Below are 12,485 nucleotides of genomic sequence, written 5' to 3'. Positions count from 1 at the left end.
AAAACAATGACATCCACCGCCGCCACGGCGCCCAATCCCAAAGAGCCCAAGGAACGCAAGTACGACCTCGTCGGCTTTCTCGAGAAGTACGGCGTGCTGCTGTTCCTCGTGCTGCTGATCGTGCTCTTCGCCTCGCAGAACCCGCGCTTCATCTCGATGCGCAACATCTCCAACATCCTCACCGAGGTGTCGATCTACGGAATCATCGCGGTCGGCATGACCTGCGTGATCCTCACGGGCGGCGTCGACCTGGCCGTCGGTTCGCTGCTGGCCTTCTCGGCCATGTGCGCGGCCTCGGTCGTGGTGATGCTGGGCGACACCTTCCCGGTGAGCTGGCTCGCGGCGCTGGTCATCGCCTGCGCGGTCGGCACGGCGGCGGGCTACCTGCAGGGCAAGACCATCACCAAGCTCAACGTGCCGCCCTTCATCGTCACGCTGGGCGGCATGACGATCTGGCGCGGCGCCACACTGATCCTGAACGACGGCGGACCGATCAGCGGCTTCGACGAAGGCTTTCGCTGGTGGGGACGCGGCGACGTGCTGGGCATTCCGGTGCCGGTGATCGCCTTCGCGCTGGTCTCGGCGGCCGGCTACATCACGCTGCGCTATTCGCGCTACGGGCGCGCCATCTACGCCGTAGGCGGCAACCCCGAAGCGGCCCGTCTCTCGGGCCTGGACGTCAATCGCATCGTCGTCAGCGTGTACGTGGTGGTGGGCCTTCTGGCCGGCCTCAGCGGCTTCCTGCTGGCGGCGCGGCTGGGCTCCGCCGAGGCGGTGGCCGGCATCTCCTACGAGCTGCGGGTGATCGCGGCCGTGGTCATCGGCGGCACCAGCCTCTTCGGCGGACTGGGCGGCGTGGGCGGCACGATCATCGGATCGATCCTGCTGGGCGTGCTGCTCAACGGGCTGGTGATGCTGAACGTGTCCGCGTATTACCAGCAGGTGGTGATCGGCGTGATCATCGTCATCGCGGTCGCCTTCGACACCTACGCCAAGTCCCGCCGCAGCGGCAAGCACTGAACGGCAACAGACAAACAAGTCAGACAAACAGTCAGACAGACAACCTCAGAAAAGAACGCATGCACACACTGAAGATTCCCGCAGGACGCCGCCACGACCTGGCATGCCTCGGCCGGCTCGCGGTCGACCTGTACGCACAGCAGATCGGCAGCCGGCTCGAAGACGCCACCAGCTTCTCGCGCTACCTGGGCGGCTCGTCCGCCAACATCGCCTTCGGCGCGGCGCGCCTGGGCCTGCGCGCCGCCATGGTCTCGCGCGTGGGCGACGAGCAGATGGGCCGCTTCCTGGTCGAGGCGCTGCAGCGCGAGGGCTGCGATGTATCGCAGGTCCAGGTCGATGCGCAGCGCCTCACCGCGCTGGTGCTGCTCGGCATCAAGGACCGCGACACCTTCCCCCTGCTCTTCTACCGCGAGAACTGCGCCGACATGGCGCTGGACGCCGCACAGATCGACGGCGACTTCATCGCGCAATGCCGCGCCCTGCTGATCACCGGCACGCACCTGAGCACGCCGACGGTGCAGGCCGCCTCCGTCGCCGCGCTCGACCATGCGGCCAGGCACGGCGTGCTTCGCGTGCTCGACATCGACTACCGCCCCGTGCTGTGGGGCCTCACCAAGCGCGGCGAAGGCGCCAACCGCTTCATTCCCGATGCCGCGGTGACCGAGCGGCTGCAAGCCATGCTGCCGCGCTTCGACTTGCTGATCGGCACGGAGGAAGAGTTCTTCATCGCCGGCGGCGTGCCCGGCGACCTGATGGCCTCGCTGCGGGCGGTGCGCGGCGTGACGAAGGCGGCCATGGTGGTCAAGCTCGGCGCGGCCGGCTGCTGCTTCATTCCCGGCGCCGTGCCCGAGCGCATCGAAGACGCGCCCACCGTCGTCGGCGAACGCGTCGAGGTGCTCAACGTGCTCGGCGCGGGCGATGCTTTCGCCGCCGGGCTGCTCACCGGTCTGCTGCGAGGCCAAGGCTTCGAAGAAGCCGCGCGGCTGGCGAATGCCTGCGGCGCGATCGTCGTCTCGCGCCACGCCTGCTCGGCCGCGATGCCGACCCCGGCCGAGCTGGACCACTGGTTCGGCGGCAGCCGCAACCCGAAGGTCGATGCCGATGCGCAACTGGCCCACCTGCACCGGACCACGCCCGCGCGCAAGCAGTGGCCGTCGCCGGCCGTGCTGGCCTTCGACCACCGCGCCCAGTTCGCCGACCTGGCGCGCGAAGCGGGCACCGATGAATGCCGCCTGCCGCGGCTCAAGCAATTGCTGGTCGAGGCCACCGCGCGTGTGGAGCAAAGCCATGCGCTGCAGGGCCGCGTCGGCGTGCTGATCGATGGCAGCTACGGCAGCGACGCGCTCTCCGCCGCCACCGGGCGCGGCTGGTGGGTCGGACGGCCGGTGGAGCTGCCGCTCTCGCGCCCACTGCGTTTCGACGGCACGCTGTCCATCGGCTCGCAACTGGCGCAGTGGCCCATCGAGCAGACGGTCAAGTGCCTCGTCTACTACCACCCCGACGATCCGGCCCCGCTGCGGCTGGAGCAAGAAACCCGAATCGGCGAGCTGTGGGAGGCCACGCGTGCGAGCGGCCACGATCTGCTGCTCGAGCTGATTCCGCCCGCCGACAAGCTGCCCGCCGAAGACACCGACGCCGCGCGCGACACGGTTGTGCTGCGCTCCATCGAGCGGCTCTACAACCTGGGCTTCAGGCCCGAGTGGTGGAAGCTCTCGCCCATGGCCCCGGCCGCCTGGGACCGGCTCGCACAACTGGTCGCCGAGCGCGATCCGCAATGCCGCGGCGTGGTGATCCTCGGGCTCAACCAGCCGCTCGCACAGTTGGTGCGCGGTTTTGCCGAGGCCACCAACCCGATCGTCAAGGGCTTCATGATCGGCCGCACGCTGTGGATCGCGCCGGGCCTGCGGTGGCTGCGGCAGGAGATCGACGACGACGCGCTGGTGAAGGAAGTGGCGGGCAACTTTGCCGAGCTGGTCGAGGCATGGGACGGATCGCATTCATGACGCAACAACGCGCTCCTGCCTGTTGTCCCCTCTCCCAGAGCGAGAGGGAGCAAGAACGAGATCAACCGGAATGAAAAACACCCAACGCATCACCATGGCACAGGCGCTGGTGCGCCACCTGTCCGCGCTGCGAGTCGAAATGGCCGACGGCACGCTCGCGCCCTATGTCGGTGGCGTGTTCTCGATCTTCGGGCACGGCAACGTTGCCGGGCTGGGCGAAGCGCTCGCAGCCGAACGCCACGCACTGCCGACCCTGCGCGCGCACAACGAACAAGGCATGGCCAACGCCGCCGTGGCCTATGCCAAGGCGCAGTTCCGCCAGCGGATCATGGCGGTCACGACCTCCATCGGCCCCGGCGCGACCAACCTCGTCACCGCTGCCGCGCTGGCCCATGTCAATCGCCTGCCGGTGCTGCTGCTGCCCGGCGACGTTTTCGCCTCGCGTGCGCCGGACCCGGTGCTGCAGCAGCTCGAAGATTTTTCGCACGGCGACCTGAGCGTCAACGATTGCCTGCGCCCGGTCACGCGCTACTTCGATCGCATCCTGCGGCCGGAGCAGATCCTCAGGGCCCTGCCGCGCGCGATCCAGACCATGATCGATCCGGCCAGTTCCGGCCCCGTGTGCCTGGCGCTGCCGCAGGACGTGCAGACCGAAGCCTTCGACTGCCCCGAGCACTTCCTGCACCCCGAAACCCTCCGCTTCAGGCGCCTGCCGCCTGATCGCGCCGAACTGGCGCGCGCCACCCACCTCCTGCGCGCGGCACAGCGGCCGCTGATCGTCGTCGGCGGCGGCGTGCTCTACAGCCAGGCCTGGGATGCACTGCGCGCCTTCGCCGAAACGCACGGCATACCCGTGGCCGAGAGCCAGGCCGGCAAGGGCAGCATGCCCTGGGACCATCCACTCAACCCCGGCGCCATCGGTGTCACCGGTTCGCCGGCCGCCAACGCCCTGGCGCGCGAGGCCGACCTGGTGTTCGCCGTCGGCACCCGGCTTCAGGACTTCACCACCGGCTCGAACAGCCTGCTGGGCCACGTGCCGATGCTGGGCCTGAACGTGCAGGCCTTCGACGCCACCAAGCGCGGCTGCACTTCGCTCGTGGCCGATGCACGCGCGGGCCTCGAACAGCTGCAGGCCGCGCTGGCCGGCTGGCAGGCCGCGCCGCAATGGACGGCGCGCGCCCGCGACCTCGCGGCCGGCTGGGTGACGCGCGTGACCGAGCTGACCACGAGCGCACCGCAGGGCGAGCTGCCCTACGACGCCGAGGTGATCGGCGCGGTGCGCGACTCGGCGGCCGATTCGCCGGCCAACGACATCGTCGTGTGCGCCGCGGGCACGCTGCCCGCCGAGCTGCACAAGCTCTGGCGCGCGGGCGCGCCCGGTGGCTATCACATGGAGTACGGCTACTCCACCATGGGCTACGAGATCGCCGGCGGCCTGGGCGTGAAGCTCGCGCGGCCGGAAAAAGAAGTGATCGTCATGGTGGGCGACGGCTCCTACATGATGATGAATTCGGAGATCGCCACCTCGGTGCTGCTGGGCCGCAAGCTCATCGTCGTGGTGCTCGACAACCGGGGCTACGGCTGCATCCACCGGCTGCAGCGCGCAAGCGGATCGCCGCAGTTCAACAACATGCTGGACGACTGCATTCCCGAAGGCGGCAACGCCTCGGCCATCGACTTCGCGGGGCATGCGCGCAGCATGGGCGCACAGGCGGTGCATGTGGAAGACATCGCCGAGCTTCGCAAGTCGCTTCACGCGGCACGCGCCGCCAGCGGCACGCAGGTGATCGTGATCGACACCACCGCCGAACGCACCACCGCCGACGGCGGCTGCTGGTGGGAGGTGGCGATTCCCGAGGTCTCGGCGCGCGCCGAAGTCAACGAAGCCCGCGCGCGCTACGAAGCCGCCAAGCACGATCAAAAACTTTTCTGAATTCCCACGGGAGAAAAACACACCATGAATACCTGGAACGTCCGCATCGGCATCAACCCCCTGTCGTGGATGAACGACGACCTGCCCGCGCTCGGCGCCGCCACGCCGCTGTCCACCGCACTGCGCGAAGGCGCCGAGATCGGCTACGCCGGCTTCGAGCTGGGCAACAAGTTTCCGAGCGAGCCCGCGGCGCTGAAGGCCACGCTGGCCGAGTACGGGCTGGCCTGCGTCTCGGGCTGGTATTCGGGCCACCTGGCCGAAGACACGGTCGATGCCGAGATCGACCGCTGCGCCGCCCACATGGAAAAGCTGCGCTTCAACGGCTGCAAGGTCGTGGTCTACGGCGAGGTCGCCGGCTCCATCCAGGGCCGCATGGACACGCCGCTCTCGAAGCGCCCGCGCTTTGCGGGCGAAGCGCAGTGGGCCGCCTATGCCGCGCGCCTGAACGCATTCGGCGAGCACCTGAAGGCGAAGTACGGCATCACGCTGGCCTATCACCATCACATGGGTGCGTATGTCGAATCGCCGCAGGACGTCGACACGCTGATGGCCCTCACCGATCCGGCCTGCGTGTCGCTGCTGTTCGACACCGGCCATGCCTACTACGGTGGCGCGGGCGATCCGGCGGCGCTGCTGCGCAAGCACGTCGGCCGCGTCGCGCATGTGCATTGCAAGGACGTGCGCGCCGGCGTGATCCGCCAGACGCGCAACGAGAGCCTGTCGTTCCTCGATGGCGTGCTCAACGGCACCTTCACCGTGCCGGGCGATGGCGATCTCGATTTCGAGGCGGTGCTCTCGGCGCTGCACGAGGCCGGCTACGAAGGTTGGCTCGTGGTCGAGGCCGAGCAGGACCCCGCCGTCGCGCCCAGCTATGCGTACGCGAAGAAGGGCTACGAAACCCTGCGCGGCATCGTCGACAGGATCGGCGCCGCGCAGGCGGAGGTGCTCTGACATGGCACTCAGCGCCCTCCTCGTGAAAGCCGCGGCCGAAGGTCGCACCGTGGTCGAAGTGACGCCCGAGCGCGCCGGCTGGGCGCACGTCGGCTTCAAGGTGCTGCGCCTGAAAAAGGGCGAGACCGAATTCCTTGCCACCGGAGACCGCGAACTCTGCCTGGTGGTGCTGACCGGCACGGTCGACATCGAGGTGGACGGGCAGCGCTACACGCAACTGGGCACGCGCAACAGCGTGTTCGATCCCGTCTCGCCCGCGGCTGTGTATGTGCCGGGCCACGCCGCCGTCGGCATCGACGCGAGTCGCGATGCCGAGGTGGCGCTGTGCACCGCGCCGGCCGGCAGCCAGAAGCGCGAAGCGGTCGTGATCGACTCCGGCGCGATGAAGCGCTCGGTGCGCGGCAAAGGCAGCAACACGCGCCATGTCTGCGACATCCTGCCGCACGACGATCCGCGCGCTGCGCACCTCCTGGTGGTGGAGGTGATCACGCCGGCGGGCAACGCTTCCAGCTATCCGCCGCACAAGCACGACCGCGACGCGCTGCCCGAGGAAACGCTGCTCGAGGAAACCTACTACCACCGGCTGAACCCGCCGCAGGGCTTCGCCTTCCAGCGCGTCTACACCGACGACCGCAGCCTCGATGAATCCATGGCCGTGGAGAACCACGACACGGTGATGGTGCCGCGCGGCTATCACCCGGTGGTCGCGCCGCACGGCTACGACCTCTACTACCTCAACGTGATGGCCGGCCCCGGCCGTTACTGGGTGTTCAAGAACGATCCGGCGCACGAGTGGATGCTGCAGCCGGACATGCAGGACCGGCTGGCCGCCAAGCGCAGCTAGCGTCCGCCCCTCCCCTTCTGCAACTGCATCGATCGACACCGGCCCAACGGCCGGTGGGGGGATGCCTTTGCCTGAAGACATCGTGCGACTTCCCTTCCACCCACCACCGAAGAACCGAGGAGACTTTCATGAGAACAAAACCGAACCGCCTGTCTGCCGCCGTCCTGATGCTGTCGGCCAGCCTCTGCATCCAGGCGCAAGCCCAGCAAACCGAGGAGCCCCCGCAGGCCGAAGCCAAGGACCCCACCAAGGAGTTCGTCAAGAAGATCAACGACGCCACCGGCCTGGAGTTCTGGGGCTACGGCCGCGGCGGCTTCTACAGCACCGGCAAGGGCAATCTCAAGGGCGGCTATTCGCTCGGCGGCGACCTGCAGAAGTACCGCCTGGGCAATGAAGGCGACAACTACCTGGAGTTCGGCATCGGCAAGCGCTTCGACATGGGCGAGGGCATCCAGTGGGGCGTGTTCTACATGCCCACCGTCTACAACGGCAAGAGCGGCACCGCGCAGGCGTACTTCTCCCTGACCGGCATCTTCGGCAACGCCGCCACCCTCTGGGCCGGCCAGCGCTACCACCGCGTGCAGGACGTGCACATCGTGGACAAGTGGGTGGTGGAAGACGGCGACAACTACGGCGCAGGCATCGACGACGTTCCGCTCTGGGGCATCGGCCGGCTGAACGTGGCCTTGCACACCGCCGACTCGGTGGACAACAAGAGCGGCAACCCCAACAACGCCAAGCGCATCAATGTGCAGTGGCGCGACATTCCGACGAACCCGGGCGGCAAGCTGACGGTGACCGGTGGCCTGATCTCGGGCGACTTCGCCAAGGGCCGCGATGGCGGCGCGCTGGGGCTCATGCACATCCAGAAGAACCTGCTGCCGGGCCTGAACAACACCTTCATCGTGCAGGCATCGACGGGCCATGCCTCCCTCAGCGGCAAGTTCTACAACCTGGACAACAGCACCACGACCACGGGCCTGTTGCTGCCGCCGGGCTTCGGGCTGGAGAACACACTGCTCTTCGCCCCGCTGGTGGAGCGCACGGTGATCACGCCGCAGGCGGGCGCCAAGCAGCGGCGCATTCTGGATTCGGTGGATTTCCAGTTTGGGCGCTTCGGCGGCCAGGGCCTCGTCGGCTACCAGACCACGCGTCCGGACAACGGCCCGGAGACCAAGGACTTCTCGCTGGGCGGGCGCGTCTCCTACGGCATCGCCAAGTACACGAAGCTTTTGGCCGAGCTCTCGACCACGCGCCGCAGCACCGACGACCAGCCGCGCCAGACGCTGAACAAGGGCACGATCGCGGTGGCGTTCTCGCCGAACACCGATTTCTGGACCCGGCCCGAGTTCCGCATCTACGCCACGCGCGCCAGCTGGAACAAGGCGGCGGGCGATGCGAACACCAGCAGCTTCGGGGCCGATGGCCGGAGACACGCAACGACCTTCGGCATCCAGATGGAAGCCTGGTGGGAGTGATGGTGGGAGGGAGGCCGCGCGCCGACCCCGCAGGCTGAACGAAAGACTGACTTGCCCGGGCGTGCGGGAGCCGCCAGACTTTGCGCATGACCCCGCTCCCGCATCCATGACGACCAGCAAGCTCGCACAGCGCCTGTCGGCCGTCCCTTCCACCTTGCGCATTCCCCTGGCCGCGCGCGCATCCGGCGATGCCATCTTTCCGCAGGTGGCCGTGCGCGACGCCTACGCCGCGGCCATCCTCGAGAAGATCCGCGACGACGGCCATGCCCTGCCCGAAGACCGGGCGACCATCTACGGCATCCTCGCGCGCACCCGGCGCTTTCGCAGCCTCGCGCAGGATTTTCTGAAGCGGCATCCCGGCGCCCGCGTGGTGAACATGGGCTGCGGCCTCAGCCACTACTTCCAGTGGCTGGACGACGACAAGTCGCACATGACCGATGCCGACCTCCCCGAAGTGCTCGCGCTGCGCCGCGAGCTGATTCCCGAGACCCATCCGCGCCACGACGTGCGCGAACTCGACCTGACCTCACCCGACTGGTGGGACCAACTCGGCCTGCCGAAAAAGCGAAAAGCACAGCCCGTCTTCCTCTTCACCGAAGGCGTGCTCATGTACCTGAAGCCCGACACGGTGCAGGCGGTGCTCGCCACTTTCGGCGAGCGAGCCCCCCCGGGCTCGGTGCTGGCCTTCGATGCGATGTGCTGGATCGCCACCGGCCGCGCCCGCAACCATCCCTCGGTGCGGCCGACGGGTGCCGAATTTCTCTGGGGCCTTCGCCGCCCCGCCGACCTGACCGAACCGCATCCGCGCCTGCGTCTGGACGGCACCTACCGCGTGATGGAGGGCCTGGGCCTCGCCTACACGGTGCTCGGCCCGATGTTCAGGATGGTCTTCGGCGTGCCGCTCTATGCGGTGTATGCGTTGAGCGCCGTGGACCCGATCGAAGTGGCCGATACATAAACGCACAATTTTCCCAATCGCCGGCTTTGTCCGGCCTGCGTTGCGCGGATTGGCTGACGCGGTCGTCCAGTGCCATGCGGCAAGCTACCGAGTGTCTTCATCGCGCAAAATCCTTTGCGCATCGCTCCGCCTCCCCCTTCCCAAAGATTCGAAACCCTCAAGAAACACATGCTTGATCGCCGATCCTTCCTTGCCGCAGGTGGTGCCGCCGCCGCACTCGCCGCCCTTGGACTGCCCGAAGAGGCGCTGGCCGCCAACGGCCTGCAACTGAGCCAGCCGTCGCCCTTCTCGTTCGACCGGCTCGTCGCACAGGCCAAGCGCCTCGCCGCGCAGCCCTACGTCGCCGCGGCGCCGCTCGCACCCGACGTGCTCGAGAAGATCGACTACGACGCCCACGGCAAGATCAAGTTCGACCCCGCCAACGCCCTCTTCCGCGAAGGCCCTGGCGCATTCCCCGTCACCTTCTTTCACCTCGGCCGCTTCTTCCAGACACCGGTGCGCATGCACGTGCTGGAGAACTCCGACGGCGATGCCTTCGCACGCGAGGTGCTCTACAGCCCCGACTACTTCTCGATGCCACCGGACAGCCCCGCGCGCGCGCTGCCGCCCGGTGCGGGCTTCGCGGGCTTTCGCCTGCAGGAAAGCCGCCTGGGCGACCAGGGCAAGCTCGACTGGCAGAAGAACGACTGGGTCGCCTTTCTCGGCGCTTCGTACTTCCGCGCGATCGGCGAGCTGTACCAGTACGGCCTGTCGGCACGCGGCCTCGCGCTCGACGTGGCGGTGCCCGGCAAGCCCGAGGAATTCCCCACCTTCACCCGCTTCTATTTCGAGACGCCGGCCGCGAACAACACCACCTCGATGACGGTCTACGCCCTCCTCGAAGGACCGAGCGTCACCGGCGTCTTCAAGTTCGTGATGCAGCGCGGCAAGGCGGTGATCATGGACATCGATTCACGCATGTTCCTTCGCCGCGACGTGGCGCGCCTGGGCCTCGTGCCGCTCACCTCGATGTACTGGTACTCCGAGACCATCAAGCCCACCGCCATCGACTGGCGCCCCGAGGTGCACGACTCCGACGGCCTTGCGATCTGGAACGGCGCGGGCGAGCGCATCTGGCGCCCGCTCAACAACCCGACACAGACCCGCGCTTCCGCTTTCGCCGATACCAAGCCGCGCGGCTTCGGCCTCTTGCAGCGCGACCGTTCGTTCGATCACTACCAGGACGGCGTGGGCTACGAGAAGCGCCCGAGCCTCTGGATCGAGCCGCTGGGCGACTGGGGCGAAGGCTCGGTGCAGCTCATCGAGATTCCGACCGACGACGAGATCCACGACAACGTCGTCGCCTTCTGGGTGCCCAAGGCCGATGCCAAGGCCGGCGCGAGCTACAGCCTGCAATACCGGCTGCACTGGACCGACCAGGAGCCCTTTCCCTCGCCGCTCGCGCGCTGCGTGGCCACGCGCATCGGACGTGGCGGCCAACCGGGCCAGCCGCGGCCGCAGGGCGTGCGCAAGTTCATGGTCGAGTTCATCGGCCAGCCGCTCACCACCGTGCCCTTCGGCGTGAAGCCCGAACTGGTGCTGACGGCGCCGCGCGGCAAGTTCTCGTATGTGTTCGCAGAAGCCGTTCCCAATGGCGTGCCCGGCCACTGGCGTGCGCAGTTCGACTTCACGCCCGAAGGCACGGAGCCGATCGACATGCGGCTCTACCTGAAGAACGGCGACCAGACGTTGACGGAGACCTGGCTGTACCAATACCAGCCGGGTTGAACTTCTTCAGCGCGCCACGCGTGCGTTAGGCGTGGGTTGTGGGACGCGAAGCGCTCCACCGCCCATCCACCAACACGCGCAGCTCACCCGGGCGAAGGCACGCATGGCAGTGACGCTGCCCATCGCCGGATTGTTGGTGAATTGGAAATAGACAAGTCTCTCGAGGCATCTTGGTACCGGCCGGGTTCGCACCCAAACTCGCTTCCCTCGTCAACGCTGCCGTGCAGCAAACCCCAAGGAAGAAGCCATGTCCCAACCCAAGCTCAACGACAAGATCGCCCTCGTCACCGGCGGCACCAGCGGCATCGGCCTGGCCACGGCGCAGCGCTTCGTGGCCGAAGGCGCCCACGTATTCATCACGGGCCGCCGCCAGGCGGAACTCGACGCGGCCGTGAAAACCATCGGCCGCAACGTGACCGGCGTGCTCGGCGATGTCTCGAAACTCGCCGACCTCGACAAGCTCTACGCCACCATCAAGGAACAGAAAGGCCGGCTCGATGTGCTGTTCGCCAACGCCGGTGGTGGCAGCCTCTTGCCGCTGGGCCAGATCACCGAAGAGCACTTCGACAAGACCTTCGGCACCAACGTGCGCGGCCTGCTCTTCACGGTGCAGAAGGCACTGCCGCTGATGGCCAAGGGTTCATCGATCGTTCTCAACGCATCCATCACCAGCATCAAGGGCAACCCGGCCTTCAGCGTCTACAGCGCCACCAAGGCGGCGGTGCGCAGCTTCGCGCGCGGCTGGGCAGTGGACCTGAAGGATGCCGGCATCCGCGTCAACGCGGTCAGCCCCGGCGTGGTGCCGACCCCGGCCTATGAGCTGCTGGGCCTCACGCCGGAACAGGTGAAGGGCTTCATCGAAGGGCAGGCACAGAACATTCCACTGGGCCGGGTCGGCACGCCCGACGAAATCGCCAAGGCGGTGGTGTTCCTCGCCTCCGACGACAGCAGCTTCGTGAACGGCACGGAGCTGTTTGTCGACGGCGGCATGGCGCAGATCTAGTCGATCAGCGCTTGGCGACCGACACCAGCTCGACTTCGAAGTTCAGCGTGGCGTTCGGCGGAATCACGCCGCCCGCGCCGCGCGAACCGTAGGCAATCGACGGCGGGCAGGTCAGCTTGGCCTTGCCGCCCGGCTTCATCTTCTGCACGCCTTCGGTCCAGCATGGGATCACGCCGTTGAGCGGGAACTCGGTGGGTTCGCCGCGCTTGTAGGAGCTGTCGAATTCCTTGCCGGTGTCGGGGAAGGTGCCGCGGTAGTGCACCTTGACCGTGTCGGTGGCCGCGGGCGAAGCGCCGGTGCCTTCCTTGAGCGACTGATAAATGAGGCCGCTGGGCGTGGTCACGGGCGCGGATTGCGCGAACGCTGCGGGAATGGCGAAGACGGACACGAGAGCGGCACAGAGATAAGACTTCACGAAACACCTCGGGGATTGAAAGGCCCTGATTATGGCCAGCGCCATGTCCTGCCGGCTCCCGTCGATGTAGCGCGATGTACGTAGTGGAACGACCCTTGCTTTGCTGAATGCGC

The 12,485-nt window shown here is 67.5% G+C and carries 10 protein-coding genes; 9 read left to right on the top strand and 1 reads right to left on the bottom strand.

What is annotated here, in order from left to right; all coding sequences use genetic code 11:
• Positions 1–6: 6 nt before the first annotated feature.
• From QF040_RS02725 to QF040_RS02685, 9 genes are all read left to right on the top strand, one after another.
• Entirely contained in the window at positions 7–1,020 is a 1,014-nt protein-coding gene (locus tag QF040_RS02725; protein ID WP_429609732.1) for an ABC transporter permease, read from the top strand.
• A gap of 59 nt (positions 1,021–1,079) precedes the next feature.
• Entirely contained in the window at positions 1,080–3,023 is a 1,944-nt protein-coding gene (locus QF040_RS02720) for a bifunctional 5-dehydro-2-deoxygluconokinase/5-dehydro-2-deoxyphosphogluconate aldolase (protein WP_429609731.1), read from the top strand.
• A 70-nt stretch (positions 3,024–3,093) separates the two neighbouring features.
• Positions 3,094–4,956, top strand: a complete 1,863-nt coding sequence (iolD, locus tag QF040_RS02715; RefSeq protein ID WP_429609730.1) for a 3D-(3,5/4)-trihydroxycyclohexane-1,2-dione acylhydrolase (decyclizing) — start codon at positions 3,094–3,096, stop codon at positions 4,954–4,956.
• Positions 4,957–4,980: 24 nt separating this feature from the next.
• A complete protein-coding gene (gene iolE, locus QF040_RS02710) occupies positions 4,981–5,907 on the top strand; it encodes a myo-inosose-2 dehydratase (RefSeq protein WP_429609729.1) in 927 nt (308 codons plus the stop codon).
• A gap of 1 nt (position 5,908) precedes the next feature.
• Positions 5,909–6,751, top strand: a complete 843-nt coding sequence (gene iolB, locus QF040_RS02705) for a 5-deoxy-glucuronate isomerase (RefSeq protein WP_429609728.1) — start codon at positions 5,909–5,911, stop codon at positions 6,749–6,751.
• A 128-nt stretch (positions 6,752–6,879) separates the two neighbouring features.
• Positions 6,880–8,229: a carbohydrate porin gene (locus tag QF040_RS02700; protein WP_429609727.1), complete on the top strand. Its 1,350-nt coding sequence runs from the start codon at positions 6,880–6,882 to the stop codon at positions 8,227–8,229.
• 106 nt (positions 8,230–8,335) lie between these two features.
• Positions 8,336–9,187 (top strand): class I SAM-dependent methyltransferase, encoded by an 852-nt coding sequence (locus QF040_RS02695; protein ID WP_429609726.1) that lies wholly within the window; start codon positions 8,336–8,338, stop codon positions 9,185–9,187.
• 168 nt (positions 9,188–9,355) lie between these two features.
• Complete coding sequence (locus QF040_RS02690; protein ID WP_429609725.1) at positions 9,356–10,954, top strand: glucan biosynthesis protein; 1,599 nt, start codon at positions 9,356–9,358, stop codon at positions 10,952–10,954.
• 247 nt (positions 10,955–11,201) lie between these two features.
• Positions 11,202–11,957 carry a glucose 1-dehydrogenase gene (locus tag QF040_RS02685; RefSeq protein ID WP_429609724.1) on the top strand — a complete coding sequence of 252 codons (756 nt, stop codon included), beginning with the start codon at positions 11,202–11,204 and terminating at the stop codon, positions 11,955–11,957.
• 4 nt (positions 11,958–11,961) lie between these two features.
• On the opposite strand, the gene QF040_RS02680 is transcribed toward QF040_RS02685, so the two are convergent.
• On the bottom strand, positions 11,962–12,372 hold the full coding sequence (locus QF040_RS02680) for an FKBP-type peptidyl-prolyl cis-trans isomerase (RefSeq protein WP_429609723.1): 411 nt from the start codon (positions 12,370–12,372) through the stop codon (positions 11,962–11,964).
• Positions 12,373–12,485 lie beyond the last annotated feature (113 nt).

The organism is Variovorax sp. W2I14 (assembly GCF_050435205.1).
Classification (GTDB): Bacteria; Pseudomonadota; Gammaproteobacteria; order Burkholderiales; family Burkholderiaceae_C; genus Variovorax; species Variovorax paradoxus_C.
This window is presented reverse-complemented; position numbering and strand designations above follow the sequence as displayed.

Bases quoted from the DNA above. Each gene is read 5' to 3' on its own strand.
- QF040_RS02720 (WP_429609731.1), top strand. From the start codon at position 1,080: ATGCACACACTGAAGATTCCCGCAGGACGCCGCCACGACCTGGCATGC.
- iolB (WP_429609728.1), top strand. From the start codon at position 5,909: ATGGCACTCAGCGCCCTCCTCGTGAAAGCCGCGGCCGAAGGTCGCACC.
- iolE (WP_429609729.1), top strand. From the start codon at position 4,981: ATGAATACCTGGAACGTCCGCATCGGCATCAACCCCCTGTCGTGGATG.
- QF040_RS02700 (WP_429609727.1), top strand. From the start codon at position 6,880: ATGAGAACAAAACCGAACCGCCTGTCTGCCGCCGTCCTGATGCTGTCG.
- iolD (WP_429609730.1), top strand. From the start codon at position 3,094: ATGAAAAACACCCAACGCATCACCATGGCACAGGCGCTGGTGCGCCAC.
- QF040_RS02685 (WP_429609724.1), top strand. From the start codon at position 11,202: ATGTCCCAACCCAAGCTCAACGACAAGATCGCCCTCGTCACCGGCGGC.
- QF040_RS02690 (WP_429609725.1), top strand. From the start codon at position 9,356: ATGCTTGATCGCCGATCCTTCCTTGCCGCAGGTGGTGCCGCCGCCGCA.
- QF040_RS02695 (WP_429609726.1), top strand. From the start codon at position 8,336: ATGACGACCAGCAAGCTCGCACAGCGCCTGTCGGCCGTCCCTTCCACC.
- QF040_RS02725 (WP_429609732.1), top strand. From the start codon at position 7: ATGACATCCACCGCCGCCACGGCGCCCAATCCCAAAGAGCCCAAGGAA.